Source organism: Enterobacter sp. SENG-6 (assembly GCF_001605945.1).
Taxonomy (GTDB): Bacteria; Pseudomonadota; Gammaproteobacteria; order Enterobacterales; family Enterobacteriaceae; genus Enterobacter; species Enterobacter cloacae.
On the sequence record NZ_LOMM01000009.1, the window covers coordinates 1 to 23,009 of the forward strand.

Here is a 23,009-nt window from a genome sequence, read left to right on the forward strand (position 1 = left end):
CTTCTTCATGGGGATGTCCTCATGTGGCTTATGAAGACATTACTAACATCGGGGTGTACTAATCAACGGGGAGCAGGTCACAACGCCTGCGGTGTCGGCCTGAACCCCTGCGTCAGAGAGCGTGGCCGGAACCTCAAACAGGCCAAAGACGTTAATCGGCTTGCCGTCTGCAGTGGAAATGAGATACCCGCTAATCAGAATGGCGAACAGCAGGATATAGAGCGTAACGTGCGCGGCAACCGCGCTGACACGCGTTAATTTACTGTGGGTTTTGGGCGCGGCGGGCGGCGGGGAAATGTGACGCCAGATCACGCGAATAACCAACGTCATCATCAGCAGGATGCCGATGCTTTTATGCAGTTCTGGTGCCTGGTGATACCAGCCGTCGTAATAACTGAGCGTCACCATCCACAGACCCAGTCCGAACATTGCATAAACGGTAAGAGCAACTATCCAGTGTAAACACATGGATATTATTCCGTAGCGCTGAGAGGAGTTACGCAATTGCATCAGAATGACCATTCGAAGAAAAACAGAATAGTAAAAATGAACGGGAATAAATGATATTGCAACTGAAATAATTGAATATAGATTTTTATTTTATTTATTTCAGCGGTTTTGAAAATGATCCGCAAATGTAATTCAATCGCTTCGTCCAAGGCGGAATAAGCAGCAAGCAAAAGATTAAGCTAACCTAAAGTAATGTCAGTAATTGTCAGCTTCACTTTTCAGTAAAATACAATGTAAATAATATCGATGAGTGCCAGCAGCACCCATAATAAAATATAGAGCATAAAATGCTCACGAATGTTATTGATAAGAAAGCCAACGATCCTGCGCATAATGTCCCGTTTTCTGTCTGGAAAACGGGTTCCGGACGTCCGAAACCCGCGGTGGATTATCTGCTAAAACGCGAAAGTGAGAAGGGAGTGAGATCAAACTGCGGTGCGATCCCCTGGGCAAACTGCGCAGCAATCTCGCCCAGCACGGAGGCGAACTTGAAGCCATGACCGCTGAGGCCGGTGATGAGTAGCGTGTTGTCATGCCCCGGCAGGGTGTCAATGATGAAGTCTTCGTCCGGCGTGTTGTCGTAGGTGCAGGCAGCACCATACAGTAAACCGCCTACGCCCGGCAGGATATTGCGCAGGAAGGTAAACGCTTCGGATCCATCCTGTGGGTATGCACCGAACGGTTTACGCTCTTCAGGGGAGGAGATCGCCTGCCCGCCATTGTGTTTTCCGATTTTGAGCGCGTCTTTCTCAGACGGGAAGCCGTAAAACTGATCACCGTTCGGTAACTCCCCGGTAAATGCCGGGAATTTATTCTGTGCACTGTAACGGCCATCCGACTGGAACCAGGAGAAGACCTTGCGCACCGGCTGAACAGGCAGATCGGGCAGCAGACGGGTGACCCAGGTGCCTGCGCTAATCAGCAGACGGGACGCTGAATATTCTCCGTCCGCAGTGGTGACCGTAACGCCGTCAGCGTGATGAGTGAGGGATTCCACCGGACAGTTGAAGAGCTGAGCGCAGCCCGCTTTTTCCGCAAGATCGATCCAGGTTTTGATGGCCGTTTCACTGTGTAAGACCCCGGAGTTGGCTTCAAACAGGCCGATATAATCGTCCGGGACGGCAATCTCTGGCCAACGGGCCATGATGCCTGCCGCGTCCAGCTTCTCCACATCAAGATTAAACGCTTTCGCACTCTGCTCAACGTTGGCCAGAAAATCAGAGCGGGCAGGGCCCAGGTTGATGATGCCCGTGCGTTCGAAAATGCGTTCTTCCGTCAGCTTCGCCAGTTCATCCCATAGCGTCTGGGCGCGAAGCACCAGCGGAACATAGCGCTCGCCTTCACCATAGGCGTGGCGAATAAGCCGGGTGTCGCCATGATGGCTGCCCTCTGCATGGGGAGGACGATGGGCATCGATCATCAGGACCTTCAGACCCGCTTGCGTTGCGTAATAACCGGCGGCAGACCCCACGGATCCGCTACCAATAATGATTAAGTCGTATCTCATATCCATCTCTCGAACTCACGCTTTGTTAGCAGAGTAATTAACTATGCGGGCTGACACAAGGGAGAAATAAATAAGGCACCCGGAGGGTGCCTGTTGAGCGAAGAATAGGTATAAACCTAGTGCCGTTTATACTCATTTTCCTGATAGTCGCCAGATTCTATTTTGGCAATACCTGCCTCTAAAATAGAAATAAACTGACGGGCGACGTCTGTTGTAAGCCACAGCGTCTGTCCAACTTCCGCTTCTTCACGGTTGAGTTGATTCGGGGTCTGGTAGTGCAAACGCAGCATCAGCGCATCGTAGCTATCTACGGTACTGATATCCCAGCCAACAAGCGGATGGGTCTGGATGACTTCGCTATTCTTTTCCATTATAACCCCCTTAATGCGTGTTAGAAGACAACGGCTCCGAGGTTCAATGCATGTTTTTCTGAAAGCATCTTCAGTATACAAGTAATAAGGGTTCGCAAGGGAAAAATAAACAGTTGGCAACACATTTTTCTGCTTTTTAGGATTGTTCGAACAATAAAACACCACCTTGTTCACGATTTTTAAATTTGTTGCCGAATTAATTTGAACGAACCGGATTTCAGACGAAAAAAAGCCGGGGCGACCCGGCAAAAAAGAACAATGAGGGAGCAAGATTAATCTGTAATGAACCAGTCGTCGGCGCTTTCCCAGGTTTCCTGCAGGATTTCGCTGATACGGTCTTTATCTTCTTTCGCGCCGCCAATGACGGAGAGGTTGTTTGCCGCCGCATAACGAACCGTTACGGCACCAGCGTTGTCAGGGAAAGTACTGTTAATACGGCGGGATAATTCACCGGCCAGCGCATCAAGCGCGCCAGCAGGCAGAACGGTTGTTTTGGCTATGGTGACTTCAATACGCATAAATGCCCCCTGTGTAATATACTGTTTATTTATACAGTTATATTATGGGTTTGACAACAAGGGGCACTGTTTTTTTAGCGTTTTACCGTCCAGTTGACGGTTTCACCGGCAAGGAATGGGATGAGCGTGTCATCCGTCAGCGGAATGGCCTCGTCCACGCGGCTCTCTTTACGCTCCAGTTCAATGAACGTTTCGTTGACCGGCAGCCCGTAGAAGCGTGGTCCATTGAGCGAGCAGAACGCTTCGAAATGCTGCAGGGCATTCATCTCTTCAAACACGGTGGCGTAGCTGGCGAGTGCGGTAGGGGCATTAAAGCAGCCTGCGCAACCGCAGCTGGCCTCTTTGCGGTGGCGTGCATGAGGCGCGGAGTCCGTGCCGAGGAAGGCGCGGGAGAAACCGCTGGCAACGAGTTCACGCAGCGCCTGCTGATGAACGTTACGCTTCAGAATCGGCAGGCAATAGAGATGCGGACGAACACCGCCAACCAGCATGTGGTTGCGGTTAAACATCAGGTGCTGTGGCGTGATGGTGGCGGCAATCAGCTCATTGCCATCGCGGACATACTCTGCGGCATCTTTGGTGGTGATGTGTTCAAACACCACTTTAAGCGCAGGAAGACGCTGGCGTAGCGGCTCCATTACGGTTTCGATAAAGCGGGCTTCACGGTCGAAGATATCAATGTCGGCGTGGGTCACTTCACCGTGTACCAGCAGCGGCATGCCCAGTTTTTGCATGCGTTCCAGAACCGGCATGATGGCGTCAATACTGGTGACACCGTGGCTGGAGTTGGTGGTAGCGTTAGCCGGGTAGAGTTTCGCCGCGGTGAACACGCCTTCGTTAAAGCCGCGTTCCACTTCATTCGGATCAAGGGTGTCGGTCAGATAGCAGGTCATCAGCGGGGTGAAATCATGTCCTGCCGGCACGGCATCAAGAATTCGCTGGCGATAAGCCATAGCGGCATCAACGGTGGTGACTGGTGGAACCAGGTTAGGCATGACAATCGCGCGGCCATAAATTTCGCTGGTATACGGCACGACGGTTTTCAGCATATCGCCATCACGCAGATGGATATGCCAGTCGTCAGGGCGGCGGATTTTAAGAACCTGGGGTTGTGCAGTCATGGAAGCTCCGGCTTGTCAGGAATCAGTCATTAGGATGGCTGTTTTTGCCGGACACAAATCATAAGCGGAAACGTTTTCGTTTGCACACTTTTCCGTAAAAAAAAGGGCGCTTTTGCGCCCCTTCAGGTTAATCGGTGAATGGAATAACGATCTCTCCCGGTTTCACCTCGATGCCTTTGGCATATTTTTTCGCCAGCGCCTCACCCTTGCTCTTGTCTTCACTTAAGAAATAGGCCGGCTGCTGGTTAAAGTAGTTGCGCAGGGACTGGTTCAGGTAAGGCATCAGAGTCTGCATCACCGGTTTCATCTTGTCCGGCGTGACGTCCGCGTCTACCACTTCCATCTCCTGCAGGAAAATGGCCCCTTTCTCTTTGTTAAAGACCGGCAGCGCCTTGAGCTTCAGCTTAATGTTGGCTTTCTGGTTACCGAAGAGAGAGGTCATATCGAGATTGGCATCCCCGGCGAGAGTGACTTTATTCGGCTCTTCGCGCCCAATCTGGCTGGTGAGATTGCTGAGGACGATATGCGCATCGGCAAGCCCCGGCACACCAATGTCTTTTGAAAAGTTATTATGTTTTTCCAGCGCCTGATTAATTTCCTGCTCACTGACGGTGTATTGCGTAAGCTGGTTACAACCTACCAGCAGGCCGCTGACAATGAATGCGGCGGCAATGACAATTTTTTTCATAGTGTTCCTCAACGAAAAATCGGCGCTACTGTCCTGTTACGCCAGTATGTCAGGGCGAAATAGCGGAAACCAGCAGAAAAAACTGATAATGGCGGCGGGAAAGGCCCCGCCGCAGGGAATATTATGCCCCTGGTTCGAGCATGCCGCTCGCGCTGCGCTTCTGGCTGAATTGCCACCACAGTGCAAGGAGCGTCATAAAGCCGACCACGCCGAGCATGACCCAGGGCAGTTCCGGCTGGCTTAGGGCTTTTCCGGCATCGAACAGCCAGCCGCCGCCGGCGTAACCCAATGCACCGCCAAAGGCCAGCCCCAGGCGGCTGAACCCCATATAGCTGCCGCGAGCGCGCGCGTCGGCAAGCGAGGCGCTCAGCGTTTCACGAGCCGGTTCGGCAATAATGGAGCCGATATAGAAGGTGCAAATCAGCGTAAACAGTTGCTGGAGCGAGTTCACAAGCCCGATGGGCATCATGCTGAGCGTCATCAATAACAGCCCGGCCATCAGGCGATGCTCCAGGCGAAAACGCCGTTCGCTCCAGCGGGCGATCGGGTAGAGCAGGGTCAGAGAGAGGCAGGCTTCTATGGCGTACATCCATTTTACGGCGGCCGGGGTGCCCGCAATGTCGTTTACCATGATCGGCAGCATCAGCATGACCTGAACGGCCAGCATGTAATACCCCGTCAGGGTCAGCACGTACGTAACAAAGCGTTTGTCTCGCAGCACGCGGCCAAGACCTTCGCGTACCGGGGCTTTGACCGTCGACAGCTTCCATGCCGGCAGAAACAGGGCATTAAAGAGCGCACACAGAATAAAGAGCAGCGCACCCGCCGCGCAAACCAGACGAAAGTCGTACTGCAACAGCCAGCTTCCCAGCAGTGCGCCAATCACCGCCCCGGCGCTGTCCTGCATCATCAGAATTGAGAAGAAGCGTCCCCGGTGCTGCGGACGAATGAGTTTAACCACCAGCGCGGTGCGCGGCGGGTCAAACAGGGTGCCGCCGATACCGGAGAGGAAGCAGGAAAACCACAGCAGCCACGGCTCCTGGGCAATTGCCATGGTGGCGAAGCCTGCCGCGCGTAGCAGCATGCCCGTCACGATCATCGGTTTGGCACCAAAGCGGTCGGCGATGGCGCCACCAAACACGCCCAGACCCTGCTGGACAAACTGGCGTAACCCGAGCGCGATACCGACCATCAGTGCCGCCCAGCCCATTTGATCGACAAAGCGGATCGAGATGAGGGGAAACACAACAAAAAAGCCGAGCACGACCAGCATGTTATCGACTAGCAGGAAATATTTACCCAGGCTCCTGGCCTGTGATACGCGGGACATTTTCCCTCCAGGGAAAACAGGATGGTGAGCACGCTAACATTCTGCGGTGTCGCCACGTTTTTTCCCACCCCCGCGCGTGACAATATTTTTTTATCAAAAGAGCGCTTTGATAGAGAGTTCTCATCGAAAAATGTGAAAAGAGGTCAAAATGGTATGTCACTGTTTTCACAGACGGCACAGGCGCAGGTATAGTAAAGCTAATGGGTAAGCAGAAGTGACGGGAAGGAGTGGTATCGATGTTTGGCTATCGCAGTAATGTGCCAAAAGTGCGTCTGACAACGGACAGGCTGGTTGTTCGTCTGGTGCACGAGCGTGATGCCTGGCGTCTGGCGGATTATTACGCCGAGAATCGCCAGTTTTTAAAACCCTGGGAACCCGTTCGGGATGAGAGCCACTGCTACCCTTCCGGCTGGCAGGCGCGCCTCAGCATGATTGCAGAATTCCACAAGCAGGGAAGCGCGTTCTATTTCGCGCTGCTGGATCCGGAGGAAAAAGAGATCATCGGTATTGCCAACTTTTCCAACGTGGTGCGCGGATCGTTTCACGCCTGCTACCTCGGCTACTCCATCGGCCAGAAATGGCAAGGGCAGGGGCTGATGTATGAGGCGCTAACGGTGGCGATCCGTTATATGCAGCGCACGCAACATATCCATCGCATTATGGCGAACTACATGCCACACAATCAGCGCAGCGGTAATTTGCTCGCGCGGTTGGGGTTTGAGAAAGAGGGGTACGCCAAAGATTATCTGCTGATAGACGGAGAGTGGCGCGACCACGTACTGACAGCATTAACCACCCGGGACTGGACGGCAGGCCGCTAAGGAGAAGAGATGAAATATCAGTTAAGCGCAACAGAAGCGCGTGTGATTGGCTGCCTGCTGGAAAAACAGGTCACCACGCCGGAACAGTATCCGCTCTCCGTCAATGCCGTGACGATGGCGTGTAACCAGAAAACCAACCGTGAGCCGGTGATGAATCTCGGCGAACATGAGGTGCAGGATATTCTCGATGAACTGGTTAAACGCCATTACCTGCGCACGGTCAGCGGTTTCGGTAACCGCGTGACCAAGTACGAGCAGCGGTTTTGCAATTCTGAGTTCGGCGATCTGAAGTTGAGTGCCGCCGAGGTGGCGGTGATCACCACGCTGTTACTGCGCGGCGCGCAAACACCCGGTGAACTGCGCACCCGGGCCTCCCGCATGCATGAGTTCGCCGATATGCAGGAGGTTGAGCAGACCCTGGACGGGCTTGCCACCCGCGAGGATGGCCCTTACGTGGTACGTCTGGCGCGCGAGCCGGGGAAACGTGAAAGCCGCTATATGCACCTGTTCAGCGGTGAGGTTGATACGTCAACGGTGTTAGCAGATTCGGCTGCCCCCGCCGCGCATGACAGCCTCGCAGCACGCGTAGAGGCGCTGGAGGAAGAGGTGGCCGGGCTGAAACAACGCCTGGATGCATTGCTGGCACATTTAGGAGACTGACGGTGAAAAAATTACGCGTTGGCGTGGTAGGGCTGGGCGGTATTGCGCAAAAGGCCTGGCTGCCTGTTCTGGGGGCCGCGACGGACTGGACGCTGCAAGGGGCGTGGTCACCTACCCGCGAGAAGGCCGAGCGGATCTGCGAAACCTGGCGCATGCCGTATGCGGCATCGCTTCAGGATCTGGCGCGCGACTGCGATGCGGTCTTTGTGCACACCTCTACCGCCACCCATTATCAGGTGGTCAGCGAATTACTGAATGCCGGGGTCCACGTTTGTGTGGATAAACCCCTGGCGGAAAACATTCAGGATGCCGAACGGCTGATTGAACTCGCTGCACGCAAAAAACTGACGCTGATGGTGGGTTTCAACCGCCGTTTTGCGCCGCTTTACCAGCAGTTGAAGGCCCGGTCTGGTGGGCTCGCGTCCCTGCGAATGGACAAGCATCGTACCGACAGCGTCGGACCGAACGATCTGCGCTTTACCCTTCTGGATGATTACCTGCACGTAGTAGATACGGCGCTCTGGCTAACCAACGGGCAAGCCCAGCTTAAAAGCGGCACCCTGTTGACCAACGATCAGGGCCAGATGGTTTACGCTGAGCACCATTTTGCTCTTGAGCATCTGCAGGTCACCACCAGCATGCATCGCCGGGCCGGCAGTCAGCGGGAGTCTGTGCAGGCGGTCACTGAGGGGGCTCTGTATGACATTACCGACATGCGCGAATGGCGCGAAGAGAAAGGCAGCGGCGTGGTCACGCTACCGGCGCCTGGCTGGCAAAGCACCCTTGAGCAGCGCGGCTTTGACGGATGCGCCCGCCACTTTATCGCCTGTGTGCAAAATCAGACGGTTCCGGAAACATCCGGTGAGCAGGCCATCATGGCACAACGCATTGTTGAGCGGCTCTGGCGAGAGGCCATGAGCGAATAATTCTCTGTAACATCTGCCGATAGTAATTCCCTTAAATCCGGGTAGACTAAGCGCCGTTTGTTGGTTTCAATGGGTGGCGCTTTCGCTTACCCGTCCTGGAAATCCGTAGGGTTGTGGGAATTCTCATTAATGAACTTATTAAAATCGCTGGCGGCAGTCAGCTCGATGACCATGTTTTCCCGCGTGCTGGGTTTTGCGCGCGATGCGATTGTGGCAAGAGTATTTGGTGCAGGGATGGCAACGGACGCCTTTTTCGTCGCGTTCAAATTGCCGAATTTATTGCGTCGCATTTTTGCCGAGGGGGCATTTTCCCAGGCATTCGTTCCTATCCTGGCGGAATATAAAAGCAAGCAGGGTGAAGACGCCACGCGCGTGTTTGTCGCTTACGTTTCAGGCCTCCTGACGCTGGCCCTGGCGATCGTAACGGTACTCGGGATGCTGGCTGCGCCCTGGGTGATTATGGTGACGGCACCCGGCTTTGCGGACTCGGCAGATAAATTTGCCCTGACCACTCAACTGCTGCGTATTACCTTTCCTTATATCCTGCTGATCTCTCTGGCCTCGCTGGTGGGGGCAATCCTCAATACCTGGAACCGTTTTTCCGTTCCGGCCTTTGCGCCAACCTTCCTTAACATCAGCATGATTGGCTTTGCGCTGTTCGCCGCACCCCATTTCAACCCGCCGGTGCTGGCGCTGGCCTGGGCGGTGACGGCGGGCGGCGTGTTGCAACTGGCGTATCAGCTGCCGCATCTGAAGAAAATCGGCATGCTGGTTCTGCCGCGAATTAATTTCCGTGACGCCGGTGCGATGCGCGTGATTAAGCAGATGGGGCCTGCCATTCTCGGGGTTTCGGTTAGCCAGATCTCGCTTATCATCAACACTATCTTCGCCTCTTTCCTCAAATCCGGTTCCGTTTCGTGGATGTACTACGCGGACCGTTTGATGGAGTTTCCCTCCGGGGTGTTGGGGGTGGCGCTGGGGACTATTCTCCTGCCGTCGCTGTCGAAAAGTTTTGCCAGCGGAAACCATGACGAATATTGCCGTCTGATGGACTGGGGGCTGCGTCTCTGCTTCCTGCTGGCGCTGCCGAGTGCGGTAGCGCTGGGGATCCTCGCGCAGCCGCTGACCGTTTCCCTGTTCCAGTACGGCAAATTCACCGCTTTTGACGCGTCAATGACGCAGCAGGCGCTGATTGCCTACTCGGTGGGGCTGATGGGGCTGATCGTCGTTAAAGTGCTGGCACCAGGGTTCTACTCGCGCCAGGACATCAAAACGCCGGTGAAAATTGCCATTGTGACGCTGATTATGACTCAGCTGATGAACCTGGCCTTTATTGGCCCGCTGAAGCACGCCGGTCTGGCCTTGTCTATTGGTCTTGCGGCCTGTCTCAACGCCGGGCTGTTGTACTGGCAGTTGCGTAAGCAGGATATCTTCACGCCGCAGCCGGGCTGGAAAAGCTTCTTTGTGCGTCTGATCGTCGCGGTGCTGGTTATGGCAGCGGCGTTGCTTGGCATGCTGCATGTCATGCCGGAATGGTCGCAGGGCACCATGCTTTACCGTCTGATGCGGCTGATGGCCGTTGTGGGTGTTGGGGTTGTGGCCTACTTTGCGACGCTCGCGGTGCTGGGCTTCAAAGTGAAAGAGTTTGCCCGCCGTACCGCATAAACGCCAAAAGGGGAGTTCACCTGAGGGTGCTCCCCGCTGCCTGATTTGTCGCCTGGGCTTCAAATCGAAATCTTTTTCCCGCCCGTGACACGTGCCGTTGATGTTTGACCATCCGCACCGTACAGCCCGGGCTCTTTATGCGGCTTTAACACCTCAAGCGCTTGCTGATTACGCTCAATCTGGCCTTCCAGCAGCCAGCCGTTGTGCTGATTGAGATGGCGCAGATGCTGGGTTTTTTCTGTAATGGTCTGCCAGCGTTCTACAATATCGTCATTCGCACTGCGCTTAGGATCTTGCTCAGCGCGACGCTGTTGTTCCAGATAATCCAGCGTCGCCAGAAGCGAACTTTTATCTTCCGTAATACGCTGCAACGCGCTGCCGTTGATCTGACCGGAAGAGAGGTGCTGTTGCTCCGCGTCCATGACCGTTTTCAGGTCGTTCAGGACAACCGTCATTTGATCCAGTATTTCTGACAGTCGACTCATACGGTTAGTTACTCTGTAAGAAACTCTGTGCTTCCTGAATCAGGGCGTCAGCAATTTTGCTGGTATCCATCTTCAGCTCACCATTACGAATAGCCGTTTTCAGCGCTTCCACGCGTTCCATATTGATATCGCTGCTGCCTGGCTGCATCAGTTTTGCCTGAGCATCGCTCAGGGTGACGCTGGTGCTGTTGGACGTTGACGGTTTTTCCACACGCGTTTTCTGCGGCGTGGCGTCATTCGTTTCGCGAGGCTGTACAGCGCTTACCGGCTTCAGGGCTGATGTACGATCAATGCTCATAGTGTTGTCCTCATCGAGGGTTCGCGGCGTTGGCGCCTGACATCATCATTAGTTGATTATTTATCGGCAGTCGCAGCGATTTCTTTAAAAAGATTATAGGTTAATCAGAATATTCCCATCAGAATCGACGGTTCCGCTAACCACCTGGCCTGAGGACATCCTGACGCGGGCATTTTGTGCCACCGCGGCATTGTTTAATGCCTTCCCTTCACTGTTTATCTGAAAACCATCGCCGTTGGCCACCACCATCACCTGCTGACCCGCTTTAACCCGCCATGCCTGACGCAGCATGGAGAGCTGTATCGGCTGGCCTGGCGCGACATCACGCAGGCTGACGGCATCCTGTGCCTGGTTAATGTCAAGCATGGTGCGCGGCGGAAGCTGATCCAGACGACCGCGTTTCAGAGTCACGCTGCTGGCGTGCAACATGCTGCCGCGAGCAATGGGAACGGCGGCCACAACATAATTGCCCGTCGCCTGTACCGCAACCTGTAAATAGCGTTTTTCACCCGGACAGCGCGCCAGCACGTTCACGTTCCCCCACAGTTTTGTGGTGCCCGTTACGCTGAACGACGGCTGCTCACAGGAGGGATAGAGATTAGGTGGCGTGCGCACGGTGACGTTGACTTCATCGCTAAAGCCCGCCAGTTGCTGAGCAAAGAAAGCCGTCAGTTGATCCTGTACTTCAGCCTGTACCAGGGGGCTGAAAAGCAGGGCCGTAGCCACCAGGCCGCGTTTTAACGTTTGCATCGCACATTCCACCGTTACCCGAATTGAGAGGATTCTACCTGCAGTGGTTTTGCATCAACGGAATAAATAGCGACGCATTTTGCGCTTATTCCGTCGATAGGGGTGACGGGGTGAGATTTAAGCTGTGAACTGAAATTTTGCCATCAGCGGAGGAGACATGCTCGATAAACTCGACGCCGCGTTACGTTTTCAGCAGGAAGCGCTCAATTTACGCGCCCAGCGGCAGGAGATTTTAGCCGCCAATATTGCCAACGCCGATACGCCAGGGTATCAGGCGCGCGATATTGATTTTTCCAGTGAGCTTAAAAAAGTGATGGAGCGTGGACGTGCAGAAGGGAGCGGTGTCGCGCTCGCTCTGACCTCCTCACGCCATATTCCTGCTCAGGCGATGACGGCGCCCACGACCGATTTACTTTATCGCATTCCCGACCAGCCTTCACTCGACGGTAACACCGTGGATATGGACCGGGAGCGTACGCAGTTTGCCGATAACAGCCTGAAATACCAGATGGGCCTGACCGTACTCGGCGGACAGATCAAAGGCATGATGAACGTCCTGCAGGGGGGCAACGGATAAATGGCCTTGCTGAATATTTTCGATATCGCCGGCTCGGCGTTAACCGCGCAGTCCAAGCGCCTGAACGTGGCTGCCAGTAACCTGGCGAACGCCGACAGCGTGACCGGACCTGACGGACAGCCTTATCGTGCAAAGCAGGTGGTGTTCCAGGTGGATGCTGCACCAGGCGCGGCGACGGGCGGGGTGAAAGTCTCTGACGTGGTGGAAAGCCAGGCACCGGACAAGCTGGTGTATGAGCCCGGCAACCCGCTGGCGGATGCGAACGGCTACGTGAAAATGCCAAACGTGGATGTGGTGGGGGAGATGGTGAACTCCATGTCCGCCTCACGTAGCTACCAGGCAAACGTCGAAGTGCTTAATACCGTGAAGAGCATGATGCTCAAAACCCTCACTCTCGGCCAGTAAAGGAGACATGCATGTCCATCGCCGTTAATGTGAATGATCCAACGAACTCGGGCGTCAGTGGCGCCAAAAGTTCGACGGGTTCCAGCTCCCTGACGGGAAGTAACGCCTCCGATCTGCAAAGCAGCTTTCTGACGCTGCTGGTGGCACAGCTGAAGAACCAGGATCCCACCAACCCCATGCAGAACAACGAACTGACCACGCAGCTTGCGCAGATCAGTACCGTCAGCGGCATTGAGAAACTCAATACCACCCTCGGCTCTGTTTCCGGGCAAATTGATAACAGCCAGTCCCTGCAGGCTGCGAGCCTGATTGGTCACGGGGTGATGATCCCGGGCACCACGATCCTGGCGGGCACCAGCACCACCGAAGGCAATACGACCACCACCACCACGCCGTTTGGCGTTGAGCTGCAGCAGGCGGCCGACAAAGTCACCGCGACGATCACCGACGCTACCGGCGCCGTGGTTCGCACGATTGATATCGGCGAACTGAAGGCGGGCGTTCATACCTTTACCTGGGATGGCAGCCTGGCCGACGGCACCAAAGCGCCAAACGGTTCTTACAAAGTGGCAATCAGTGCCAGCAATGGCTCTACCCAGCTGGTGGCTCAGCCGCTGCAGTTTGCGCTGGTCCAGGGCGTCATTAAAGGTAGCGATGGCAACAAACTGGATTTGGGTACTTCTGGTACCACCACACTCGACGAAGTTCGGCAGATTATCTAAGCCTTAACACTTATCAGGAGTAAGTCATGGCCTTTTCTCAAGCGGTCAGCGGCCTGAATGCTGCGGCCACCAACCTGGACGTCATTGGCAACAACATCGCCAACTCCGCGACCTATGGTTTTAAATCCGGTTCTGCTTCATTTGCAGATATGTTTGCCGGTTCCAAAGTGGGTCTGGGCGTAAAAGTTGCAGGCATTACCCAGGACTTTACCGACGGCACCACCACCAATACCGGTCGTGGCCTGGACGTTGCCATCAGCCAGAACGGTTTCTTCCGTATGGTCGATGCTAACGGCTCGGTGTTCTACAGCCGTAACGGCCAGTTCAAGCTGGACGAAAACCGTAACCTGGTGAACATGCAGGGGATGCAATTAACCGGTTATCCGGTTGCCGGGACGCCATCAACGGTTCAGACCGGTGCGAACCCACAGCCTATTAATATCCCGACCACGCTGATGGCCGCGAAGGCCACCACCACGGCTTCCCAGCAGATTAACCTCAACTCCACCGATACCGCACCGACCACCGCCTTTGATCCGGCCAACCCGGATACTTATAACAAAAAAGGTACGGTCACCGTCTTTGACAGCCAGGGTAATGCGCACAACATGAACCTGTTTTACGTTAAAGATGCGACCCCGGCTAACTCCTGGAAAGTGTATGCCCAGGACGGTAGCGTGGCAGGCAGCACGGCCTCTCTCGCCACGACGCTGACCTTCAACAACAACGGTACGCTGATCGGCGGTGGCAACATCAACCTGACTACCGCGACCATTCCTGGTGCCACACCTGCGACTTTCGCCATGAGTTTTGCGAACTCCATGCAGCAGAACACCGGTGCGAACAACATCGTTGGAACCAGCCAGAATGGTTTTAAACCGGGCGACCTGGTGAGCTACCAGATCAACGACGACGGCACCGTGGTCGGTAACTACTCCAACGAACAGACCCAGGTTCTGGGCCAGATCGTGCTGGCAAACTTCGCCAACAACGAAGGTCTGAAGTCTGAAGGTGACAACGTCTGGTCTGCCACGCAGTCCTCCGGCGTCGCGCTGCTGGGTACCGCGGGTTCCGGTAACTTCGGTACGCTGACCAACGGTGCGCTGGAAGCCTCTAACGTCGACCTGAGTAAAGAGCTGGTGAACATGATTGTCGCGCAACGTAACTATCAGTCGAACGCGCAGACCATCAAGACCCAGGATCAGATCCTCAACACGCTGGTTAACCTGCGTTAAGCGGCTAACAGGAAAGCGCAATGGATCACGCAATATATACCGCGATGGGCGCGGCAAGTCAGACGCTCAATCAGCAGGCCGTTACCGCCAGCAACCTGGCGAACGCCTCTACGCCGGGGTTCCGCGCACAGCTCAATGCGCTGCGTGCGGTGCCGGTAGAAGGGTTGTCCCTGCCGACGCGTACGCTGGTGACCGCCTCCACGCCGGGTGCAGACATGACGCCAGGGCAGATGGATTACACCGCCCGTCCGCTGGACGTTGCTCTGCAGCAGGACGGCTGGCTGGCCGTGCAAACGGCAGACGGCGGCGAAGGCTATACCCGCAACGGTAATATCCAGGTCAGTGCCACGGGCCAGTTGACGATTCAGGGGCACCCGGTAATGGGTGAAGCGGGTCCGTTGACGGTGCCGGAAGGCTCAGAGCTGACCATCGCCGCAGACGGTACCATCTCCGCCTTGAACCCGGGCGACCCGGCCAATACCGTTGCGCCCGTCGGGCGTCTGAAGCTGGTCAAAGCGGATGGCAAAGAGGTGCAGCGTGGTGATGACGGTATGTTCCGTCTGACCCAGGCGGCTCAGGCCACCCGTGGCGCCACGCTTCAGGCCGACCCGACCATTCGCGTGATGTCCGGTGTTCTGGAAGGCAGCAACGTCAAGCCGGTCGAGGCCATGACCGACATGATCGCCAGCGCCCGTCGTTTTGAAATGCAGATGAAGATTATCAGCAGCGTTGATGAAAACGCGGGCAAAGCTAACCAACTTCTGGCTATGAGTTAACAGGACTCCCTATGATCAGTTCTTTATGGATCGCGAAAACTGGCCTGGACGCGCAGCAAACCAATATGGATGTGATTGCCAACAACCTGGCAAACGTCAGCACCAATGGTTTCAAGCGTCAGCGTGCCGTTTTCGAAGATTTGCTTTACCAAACCATTCGTCAGCCGGGTGCACAGTCCTCTGAGCAAACCACGCTGCCGTCAGGTTTGCAGATCGGTACCGGTGTTCGTCCGGTCGCCACCGAGCGTCTGCACAGCCAGGGCAACCTGTCTCAGACCAACAACAGCAAAGACGTCGCCATTAAAGGCCAGGGTTTCTTCCAGGTGCAGTTGCCTGACGGGACCTCTGCCTATACCCGTGACGGCTCGTTCCAGGTCGATCAGAACGGCCAGCTGGTCACGGCTGGTGGTTTCCAGGTTCAGCCTGCTATCACGATCCCGGCGAATGCCCTGAGCATCACCATCGGGCGTGACGGCGTGGTGAGCGTCACCCAGCAGGGACAGGCCGCGCCTGTTCAGGTGGGGCAGCTCAACCTGACCACCTTCATGAACGATACCGGTCTGGAAAGCATTGGCGAGAACCTCTACACCGAAACGCAATCCTCCGGTACGCCGAATGAGAGCACCCCGGGCCTGAACGGGGCAGGGCTGCTGTATCAGGGTTATGTGGAAACCTCGAACGTGAACGTGGCGGAAGAGCTGGTGAATATGATCCAGGTCCAGCGCGCGTATGAAATTAACAGTAAAGCAGTGTCGACGACCGACCAGATGCTGCAGAAACTGACGCAACTCTAAGGTGCAGCCCGGTGCGGTGAACGCCGCACCGGCTCCCTGTTTTCGAAGATGAAGGCAATGCAAAAAAACGCGGCGTTTCGTTATCCGATTCTGACTGTTCTGGCCGTCACCCTTAGCGGATGTGCCTGGATCCCGTCTAAACCATTGGTCCAGGGTGCGACGACCGCCCAACCCGTTCCTGGCCCTGCGCCAGTGGTAAACGGCTCCATTTTCCAGACCGCGCAGCCGATCAACTATGGTTATCAGCCGCTGTTTGAAGACCGTCGCCCGCGTAACGTCGGCGATACCCTGACCATTGTGCTGCAGGAGAACGTCAGCGCGAGCAAGAGCTCGTCGGCGAATGCCAGCCGCGATGGCAAAACCAATTTTGGCTTCGATACCGTACCGCGCTATCTGCAGGGACTCTTCGGCAATGCACGTGCGGATGTTGAGGCGTCTGGCGGCAATACCTTTAACGGTAAAGGTGGCGCGAACGCCAGCAATACCTTCAGCGGCACGCTGACGGTAACGGTTGACCAGGTGCTGGTTAACGGCAATTTACATGTGGTGGGTGAAAAACAGATCGCCATTAACCAGGGCACTGAGTTCATTCGCTTCTCCGGTGTGGTTAACCCTCGCACCATCAGCGGCACCAACACCGTTCCGTCCACCCAGGTGGCGGATGCGCGCATTGAGTACGTCGGTAACGGCTATATCAACGAAGCGCAAAATATGGGCTGGCTGCAGCGCTTCTTCCTTAATTTATCGCCGATGTAAGCGAGGTGACCCATGTTTAAATCGATCTTCGCCGTGGCGCTGATGCTGGTGGCAACATTTGCCCAGGCTGACCGCATTCGCGATCTCACCAGCGTTCAGGGCGTGCGTGAAAACTCCCTCATTGGCTATGGTCTGGTGGTTGGCCTGGATGGCACGGGTGACCAGACCACCCAGACGCCATTCACCACCCAGAGCTTGAACAACATGCTGTCCCAGCTCGGTATCACCGTACCGGCGGGCACCAACATGCAGTTGAAAAACGTGGCGGCGGTCATGGTAACCGCTTCCTACCCGGCGTTTGCGCGTCAGGGGCAGACCATCGATGTGGTGGTTTCCTCCATGGGTAACGCCAAAAGCCTGCGCGGCGGTACGCTGCTGATGACTCCGCTGAAAGGGGTGGATAGCCAGGTTTATGCCCTGGCGCAGGGTAACATTCTGGTGGGCGGCGCGGGGGCCTCTGCAGGCGGCAGCAGCGTGCAGGTCAACCAGCTGAACGGCGGGCGTATCACTAACGGTGCAATCATTGAGCGTGAACTGCCGACCCAGTTCGGCGCGGGGAATACCATCAACCTGCAGTTGAACAACGAAGATTTCACCATGGCGCAGCAGATCGCCGACACCATCAACCGCAGCCGCGGCTATGGCAGTGCGACGGCGCTGGACGCCCGTACCGTGCAGATCCGCACCTCAACGGGCGGCAGCAACCAGGTGCGCATGCTGGCGGATATCCAGAACATGGAAGTGAATGTCCCTGTTCAGGATGCCAAAGTGATCATCAACTCCCGTACCGGTTCGGTGGTGATGAACCGTGAAGTGTCGCTGGACAGCTGCGCCGTGGCGCAGGGTAACCTCTCGGTAACGGTCAACCGCTCCGCCAACGTCAGCCAGCCGGATACCCCGTTTGGTGGTGGGCAGACGGTGGTAACGCCGCAAACCCAGATCGATTTGCGTCAGAGCGGGGGCTCGCTGCAGAGCGTACGCTCCAGTGCTAACCTCAACAGCGTGGTGCGTGCCCTGAATGCCCTGGGGGCAACGCCGATGGATCTGATGTCTATTCTGCAATCCATGCAAAGTGCGGGCTGTCTGCGCGCCAAACTGGAAATCATCTGATGCTGACCGATAGCAAACTGTTGACCAGCGCGGCCTGGGATGCCCAGTCGCTTAACGAACTGAAAACCCAGGCAGGCAAAGACCCGGCGGCGAATATCCGCCCGGTCGCCCGCCAGGTGGAGGGGATGTTTGTACAGATGATGCTGAAGAGCATGCGTGAAACTCTGCCTAAAGACGGCATGTTCAGCAGTGATTCAACGCGCCTGTATACCAGCATGTATGACCAACAGATTGCGCAGCAGATGACCGCCGGTAAAGGGCTCGGTCTGGCTGACATGATAGTCAAACAGACCGAAGCCGCGCAGGGGATCCAGCCGAAGGATGAGCCGCAGCAGGTGCCGATGAAGTTCGACCTGCAAACGGTGACCAGCTATCAGAACCAGGCGCTGACGCAAATGGTGCGTAAAGCGATACCGAAGGCGACGGTGAGCAGCGATGAGCCGCTCTCCGGCGACAGCAAAGACTTCCTGGCACAGCTTTCGCTGCCGGCCCGTCTTGCCAGTGAACAGAGTGGGGTACCACATCATCTGATTCTGGCGCAGGCCGCGCTGGAATCAGGCTGGGGTCAGCGCCAGATCCGTAAGGAAAACGGCGAGCCGAGCTTCAACATCTTTGGCGTGAAGGCGAATGCCAGCTGGAAGGGGCCGACAACGGAGATCACCACCACCGAATATGAAAACGGTGCGGCGGTGAAGATCAAAGCAAAATTCCGCGTTTACAGCTCTTATCTGGAAGCGTTGTCCGATTATGTAGGCCTGTTGAGCCGCAACCCGCGTTATGCCGCCGTTACGCAGGCGGCTACGCCTGAGCAGGGCGCGCAGGCCTTGCAAAATGCGGGCTATGCCACCGACCCGAACTATGCGCGTAAGCTCACCAGCATGATTCAGCAGCTTAAATCGATGGGCGAGAAAGTCAGCAAAGCCTATAGCACAGATATCGAAAATCTGTTCTGAAACTTCTCAAGTCCCGGTGGAGGCTGCCGATAACTTTCATCAGGACTCGTGTCTGAACGAATAAAAGGAACCTCCATGTCCAGTTTGATTAACAGCGCCATGAGTGGCCTCAGTGCTGCTCAGGCGGCACTCAATACCGTCAGTAATAATATTTCAAGCTATAACGTGGCAGGTTACACCCGCCAGACGACCGTGCTGGGTGCGTCTAACAGCACGCTGACCGGCGGTGGCTGGGTGGGCAACGGGGTGTATGTGTCTGGTGTACAGCGTGAATATGATGCTTTCATCACCAACCAACTGCGCGCCGCGCAAACGCAGAGTAGCGGTCTGACGACGCGCTATCAGCAGATGTCAAAAATTGACGATGTGCTCTCTGATTCCACCAACTCACTTTCGACGACGCTTCAGGATTTCTTCAAAAGCCTGCAAACGCTGGTGAGTAACGCGGAAGACCCGGCCGCCAGACAGACGGTGCTGGGAAAAGCGGATGGTCTGGTCAATCAGTTTAAAACGAACGACCAGTATCTTCGCGATCAGGATTCTCAGGTTAATACCGCCATCGCTTCAAGCGTTGAGCAGATCAACAACTACGCAAAACAGATTGCGAATCTGAACGATCAGATTTCCCGTCTTACCGGCGTAGGGGCAGGTTCATCGCCAAATGACCTGCTGGATCAGCGCGATCAGCTGGTGAGTGAGCTGAACCAAATTGTGGGTGTTGAAGTGGCTGTTCAGGATGGTGGCACCTATAACGTCTCCTTTGGCAACGGTTACAGCCTGGTGCAGGGGAGCAAAGCAAACCAGTTAGCTGCGGTGAAATCCAGCGCCGATCCGACCCGGACGACTATCGCCTACAGCGATGAGGTGTCCGGCAACGTCGAAATTCCCGAGAAAATGGTCACCACCGGTTCGCTGGGGGGCTTGTTTACGTTCCGCTCAGAAGATCTGGATAAAGCGCGTAACAACCTCAACCAGCTGGCACTGGCCTTTGCGGACGCGATGAATAAGCAGCATGAAGCCGGGTTTGATGCCAATGGCGATGCTGGTGGCAAGCTGTTCGACTTTGGTTCGCCAGCCGTGGTAACCAACAGCCGCAATACCGGTACGGCCGCAATGACGGCCACTGTGGCAGACAGCACCAAAGTGCAGGCCACCGATTATAAGCTGCAGTTTAACGGCACCGACTGGACGATCACCCGTTCGGATAAAACCAGCTTCACCATGGCCCCGGACGCAAGTGGCAATCTCTCCTTTGATGGCCTGAGCGTCAACGTGACCGGTAGCGCGAACGCCAAAGACAGTTTCATCGTCAAGCCTGTTTCTGATGTCATCGTCAATATGGAGCTCAAGTTCAAAGATGAGTCCAAACTGGCTATGGCATCCGCAAGCAACGGCGGCGAGAGCGACAACCGCAATGGCCAAAAACTGCTCGATCTGCAAAACAGTAAGGTTGTTGGCGGCAATAAGACTTTCAACGATGCCTATGCTTCCCTCGTCAGTACGGTCGGTAGCTCAACCGCCGCGCTGAAAACCAGCAGCGAAACGAAAGCGAATGTGGCGACGCAACTGACTAAGCAGCAGCAGTCCATCTCTGGGGTAAACCTCGACGAAGAGTATGGCAACCTGCAGCGCTATCAGCAGTATTACCTTGCCAATGCGCAGGTTTTACAAACTGCCAGCACGCTTTTTGATGCAATTATCAATATTCGCTAAGGCTGAGGTGAAAAATGCGTATTAGCACCCAGATGATGTACGACCAGAACATGCGGGGAATCACCGATTCCCAGAGCAAGTGGCTGAGCTACGGTGAGCAAATGTCCACTGGTAAGCGTGTTAACCGTCCGTCGGACGATCCTATTGCGGCGTCGCAGGCGGTTGTGCTGTCACAATCTCAATCCCAGAATAGCCAGTTTGCCCTGGCGAGAACGTTCGCCACGCAAAAAGTCTCTCTGGAAGATAACGTGCTGAGCCAGATTAACGCGGCAATTACCAGTGCGAAAGAGAAACTCGTTAACGCAGGAAATGGCACGTTAAGTGATGACGATCGTCTGTCACTGGCGAGTGACTTGCAGGGTATCCGCGATCAGCTGATGAACCTGGCAAACTCAGCGGATGGTAATGGCCGGTATATTTTTGCTGGCTATAAGACCGAAGCGCCACCGTTTGATTCCGTTACCGGTGATTACAACGGCGGAACACAGGCCATCTCTCAGCAGGTTGATACCGCCCGTAATATGGTGATTAGCCACACTGGTCAGCAGATCTTCGAAAGTATTACCAGCAACGCCAAAGAACTGCCTGGCGGCGGTTATGGCGAGACGAATATGTTCAAGATCCTCGACTCGGCGATTTCCGCGCTCAAGGTTCCTGTTGATAACGACTCTGCGGCGGCGGAAGTGCAGAACAAAGCGATTTCTGATGCACAGATCGGCATCACCAATACCCAGAACAATGTCCTTACCGTCGTGGCGGATGTGGGTACCAAGATGAACGAACTGGAAAAACTCGATAACCTGGGCGATGACCGTGCGCTGGGGCAGACTCAGCAGATGAGCGATTTGGTCGATGTTGACTGGAACAGTGCCATTTCTTCTTACATTATGCAGCAGGCTGCCTTGCAGGCGTCCTATAAAGCGTTTAGCGATATGCAGGGTATGTCGCTGTTCCAGTTGAACAAATAACATCTTTACCTCTTAGAACATGTCTTGAAACTGGGCATGTTTTGACTGCCCAATCCGTCTGGATTGGGCATTTTTTTTAGGCGATGTCTGCCTGCACGGCGCTGACGCGAGCACTCTCAATCAGGCGAATGACCAGCGCAATGACGCCGCATACCGTCGCAAGCGCGACCACCCCAGTCCATCCTGCCAGCGTATAGATATTACTGCCCAGCGCAGAGCCCAGTGCCATGCCGATAAAGATTACCGTAAAGAGCAGGGCGTTCAGGCGTCCACGGGCCTGCGGCTCAAGGCTATACACCAGATTCTGATGCGCCACCAGGCTTGACTGCAGACCCAGATCGAACCCGACGGCGGAGAGGGCAATCAGGATGAGTTGTCCATGAAGGCCCAGCGCGGGCATCAGGAACATCAGGGCAAATGAGACGGTCACGAGAAGCGCACCGAGCTGCGTGACTTTCCCGGCGCCCAGCTTATCGGCCAGACCTCCCGCCAGCGGGGCGGCTAACGCACCTGCAGCACCTGCAATACCAAATCCCCCCGCGACCGCACTTCCTAAGTGATAACGTTCCAGCAGCATCACTGCCAGCGTGGACCAGAAGGCGCTAAAGGCAATCGACAGAAAACCCTGAGCCAGCGCCGCGCGGCGCAGAGCCGGATAACGACGCCACAGGTGTTCCATAGAACGCAGCAGCGCCGGATAGCTCAGGGTGGAGTGGATGGCAAACCGCGGGAGTACGGCCCACATAACAACGCCGATAAACGCAATGCTCGCGGCAGCCAGCTGGTACATGATGCGCCAGCCAAAAGCCTCACCTACCACGCCGCTGACGGTTCGGGAGAGCAGAATACCCAGCAACAGGCCGGTCATCACCGTACCGACGGTTTTCCCCTGTTTGCCTTCCGGTGCAAGGATTGCCGCGGCAGGGACGATATCCTGCGCCATGGTGGCGGCCATGCCGATAAGCAGACTTGCCAGCAGCAGGGAGTGGATCTGTCCGGTCAGGCTACAGCCAAGCAGAAATAGCGCCAGGGCTGCACTTTTTATCAGGATCAGTGTTCTGCGGTCGTGGCGGTCGCCGAGCGGCAGCAGGAACAGGATCCCCAGAGCATATCCCGCCTGGGTAAGCGTCGGGACCATGCCCATTCCTTCGATACTCAGGTGCAGGTCAGCGCCCATCAGCGGCAGCAGAGGCTGGGCATAATAGATGGATGCCACACTGAAGCCCGCACCGAGCGCCAGCATTAAGATGACCCAGCGGCTTACGGCATGGGCGGCGGATGTTGTGTTCATAAGATGTTCCTCATTCATCGTGTGTGGCTATTTTTTATCAGCACGCCTTGCAGCGGTAG

At 55.6% G+C, this 23,009-nt stretch carries 26 protein-coding genes and 1 pseudogene; 15 read left to right on the forward strand and 12 right to left on the reverse strand.

Features of this window, described 5'->3' with window-relative positions:
- Positions 1 to 78: 78 nt before the first annotated feature.
- The 8 genes and pseudogenes from AX755_RS05395 to mdtH form a co-directional block, all read right to left on the reverse strand.
- Positions 79 to 510: pseudogene (locus AX755_RS05395) on the reverse strand (cytochrome b); the annotation flags it as partial.
- Between the two features lie 218 nt (positions 511 to 728).
- On the reverse strand, positions 729 to 842 hold the full coding sequence (locus AX755_RS05405; RefSeq protein WP_020689623.1) for a YceO family protein: 114 nt from the start codon (positions 840 to 842) through the stop codon (positions 729 to 731).
- 56 nt (positions 843 to 898) lie between these two features.
- Entirely contained in the window at positions 899 to 2,017 is a 1,119-nt protein-coding gene (gene solA, locus AX755_RS05410; protein WP_044158660.1) for an N-methyl-L-tryptophan oxidase, read from the reverse strand.
- A 116-nt stretch (positions 2,018 to 2,133) separates the two neighbouring features.
- Positions 2,134 to 2,388 (reverse strand): biofilm formation regulator BssS, encoded by a 255-nt coding sequence (bssS, locus tag AX755_RS05415; RefSeq protein WP_008500827.1) that lies wholly within the window; start codon positions 2,386 to 2,388, stop codon positions 2,134 to 2,136.
- Positions 2,389 to 2,660: 272 nt separating this feature from the next.
- Complete coding sequence (dinI, locus tag AX755_RS05420) at positions 2,661 to 2,906, reverse strand: DNA damage-inducible protein I (protein WP_013097151.1); 246 nt, start codon at positions 2,904 to 2,906, stop codon at positions 2,661 to 2,663.
- Positions 2,907 to 2,980: 74 nt separating this feature from the next.
- Positions 2,981 to 4,027 (reverse strand): dihydroorotase, encoded by a 1,047-nt coding sequence (gene pyrC, locus AX755_RS05425; RefSeq protein ID WP_020689622.1) that lies wholly within the window; start codon positions 4,025 to 4,027, stop codon positions 2,981 to 2,983.
- Positions 4,028 to 4,154: 127 nt separating this feature from the next.
- Positions 4,155 to 4,715, reverse strand: coding sequence for a lipoprotein (locus tag AX755_RS05430; protein ID WP_062856420.1), 561 nt, complete (start codon positions 4,713 to 4,715; stop codon positions 4,155 to 4,157).
- Positions 4,716 to 4,836: 121 nt separating this feature from the next.
- Positions 4,837 to 6,045: a multidrug efflux MFS transporter MdtH gene (mdtH, locus tag AX755_RS05435; RefSeq protein ID WP_023620180.1), complete on the reverse strand. Its 1,209-nt coding sequence runs from the start codon at positions 6,043 to 6,045 to the stop codon at positions 4,837 to 4,839.
- Positions 6,046 to 6,281: 236 nt separating this feature from the next.
- On the opposite strand from mdtH, the gene rimJ reads away from it, so the two are divergent.
- The 4 genes from rimJ (at position 6,282) to murJ (ending at position 10,117) form a co-directional block, all read left to right on the forward strand.
- Positions 6,282 to 6,866, forward strand: a complete 585-nt coding sequence (gene rimJ / locus AX755_RS05440) for a ribosomal protein S5-alanine N-acetyltransferase (RefSeq protein ID WP_013097146.1) — start codon at positions 6,282 to 6,284, stop codon at positions 6,864 to 6,866.
- Positions 6,867 to 6,875: 9 nt separating this feature from the next.
- Entirely contained in the window at positions 6,876 to 7,526 is a 651-nt protein-coding gene (locus AX755_RS05445) for a YceH family protein (protein ID WP_013097145.1), read from the forward strand.
- A gap of 2 nt (positions 7,527 to 7,528) precedes the next feature.
- Entirely contained in the window at positions 7,529 to 8,452 is a 924-nt protein-coding gene (locus tag AX755_RS05450; RefSeq protein WP_029881953.1) for a Gfo/Idh/MocA family protein, read from the forward strand.
- Between the two features lie 129 nt (positions 8,453 to 8,581).
- A complete protein-coding gene (murJ, locus tag AX755_RS05455) occupies positions 8,582 to 10,117 on the forward strand; it encodes a murein biosynthesis integral membrane protein MurJ (RefSeq protein ID WP_023620179.1) in 1,536 nt (511 codons plus the stop codon).
- 59 nt (positions 10,118 to 10,176) lie between these two features.
- Here the strand turns inward: murJ and flgN are convergent, their stop codons facing one another.
- The 3 genes from flgN to flgA all read right to left on the reverse strand — a co-directional run bounded on the left by flgN (position 10,177) and on the right by flgA (position 11,650).
- Positions 10,177 to 10,602, reverse strand: a complete 426-nt coding sequence (flgN, locus tag AX755_RS05460) for a flagella biosynthesis chaperone FlgN (RefSeq protein WP_028027944.1) — start codon at positions 10,600 to 10,602, stop codon at positions 10,177 to 10,179.
- A 4-nt stretch (positions 10,603 to 10,606) separates the two neighbouring features.
- The gene (gene flgM, locus AX755_RS05465) at positions 10,607 to 10,900 is read right to left on the reverse strand and encodes a flagellar biosynthesis anti-sigma factor FlgM (protein WP_013097141.1); all 294 of its coding nucleotides are present in this window, start codon (positions 10,898 to 10,900) and stop codon (positions 10,607 to 10,609) included.
- 93 nt (positions 10,901 to 10,993) lie between these two features.
- Entirely contained in the window at positions 10,994 to 11,650 is a 657-nt protein-coding gene (flgA, locus tag AX755_RS05470; protein ID WP_013097140.1) for a flagellar basal body P-ring formation chaperone FlgA, read from the reverse strand.
- Between the two features lie 157 nt (positions 11,651 to 11,807).
- Here flgA and flgB point away from each other — a divergent pair, with 157 nt between their 5' ends.
- The 11 genes from flgB (at position 11,808) to flgL (ending at position 21,659) form a co-directional block, all read left to right on the forward strand.
- Positions 11,808 to 12,227, forward strand: a complete 420-nt coding sequence (gene flgB / locus AX755_RS05475) for a flagellar basal body rod protein FlgB (RefSeq protein ID WP_013097139.1) — start codon at positions 11,808 to 11,810, stop codon at positions 12,225 to 12,227.
- Entirely contained in the window at positions 12,228 to 12,632 is a 405-nt protein-coding gene (gene flgC, locus AX755_RS05480) for a flagellar basal body rod protein FlgC (RefSeq protein WP_013097138.1), read from the forward strand. It abuts the gene before it with no gap.
- A gap of 11 nt (positions 12,633 to 12,643) precedes the next feature.
- Positions 12,644 to 13,354 (forward strand): flagellar hook assembly protein FlgD, encoded by a 711-nt coding sequence (gene flgD / locus AX755_RS05485; RefSeq protein ID WP_013097137.1) that lies wholly within the window; start codon positions 12,644 to 12,646, stop codon positions 13,352 to 13,354.
- A gap of 26 nt (positions 13,355 to 13,380) precedes the next feature.
- Entirely contained in the window at positions 13,381 to 14,589 is a 1,209-nt protein-coding gene (flgE, locus tag AX755_RS05490) for a flagellar hook protein FlgE (protein WP_013097136.1), read from the forward strand.
- 20 nt (positions 14,590 to 14,609) lie between these two features.
- Positions 14,610 to 15,365 (forward strand): flagellar basal body rod protein FlgF, encoded by a 756-nt coding sequence (locus AX755_RS05495; RefSeq protein ID WP_013097135.1) that lies wholly within the window; start codon positions 14,610 to 14,612, stop codon positions 15,363 to 15,365.
- A gap of 11 nt (positions 15,366 to 15,376) precedes the next feature.
- Positions 15,377 to 16,159, forward strand: coding sequence for a flagellar basal-body rod protein FlgG (flgG, locus tag AX755_RS05500; RefSeq protein ID WP_008500810.1), 783 nt, complete (start codon positions 15,377 to 15,379; stop codon positions 16,157 to 16,159).
- A 57-nt stretch (positions 16,160 to 16,216) separates the two neighbouring features.
- Positions 16,217 to 16,915, forward strand: coding sequence for a flagellar basal body L-ring protein FlgH (gene flgH, locus AX755_RS05505; RefSeq protein ID WP_003857987.1), 699 nt, complete (start codon positions 16,217 to 16,219; stop codon positions 16,913 to 16,915).
- A 12-nt stretch (positions 16,916 to 16,927) separates the two neighbouring features.
- Positions 16,928 to 18,025 carry a flagellar basal body P-ring protein FlgI gene (locus AX755_RS05510; protein WP_013097134.1) on the forward strand — a complete coding sequence of 366 codons (1,098 nt, stop codon included), beginning with the start codon at positions 16,928 to 16,930 and terminating at the stop codon, positions 18,023 to 18,025.
- Positions 18,025 to 18,978: a flagellar assembly peptidoglycan hydrolase FlgJ gene (gene flgJ / locus AX755_RS05515; RefSeq protein ID WP_020689612.1), complete on the forward strand. Its 954-nt coding sequence runs from the start codon at positions 18,025 to 18,027 to the stop codon at positions 18,976 to 18,978. The genes AX755_RS05510 and flgJ overlap by 1 nt, the downstream gene beginning before the upstream one ends.
- Before the next feature lie 75 nt (positions 18,979 to 19,053).
- Positions 19,054 to 20,691, forward strand: coding sequence for a flagellar hook-associated protein FlgK (flgK, locus tag AX755_RS05520; RefSeq protein ID WP_013097132.1), 1,638 nt, complete (start codon positions 19,054 to 19,056; stop codon positions 20,689 to 20,691).
- Positions 20,692 to 20,705: 14 nt separating this feature from the next.
- Positions 20,706 to 21,659, forward strand: a complete 954-nt coding sequence (gene flgL, locus AX755_RS05525) for a flagellar hook-associated protein FlgL (protein WP_062856421.1) — start codon at positions 20,706 to 20,708, stop codon at positions 21,657 to 21,659.
- A 76-nt stretch (positions 21,660 to 21,735) separates the two neighbouring features.
- Here flgL and AX755_RS05530 read toward each other — a convergent pair whose 3' ends face one another.
- Positions 21,736 to 22,950: an MFS transporter gene (locus AX755_RS05530; protein WP_062856422.1), complete on the reverse strand. Its 1,215-nt coding sequence runs from the start codon at positions 22,948 to 22,950 to the stop codon at positions 21,736 to 21,738.
- Between the last annotated feature and the right edge of the window lie 59 nt (positions 22,951 to 23,009).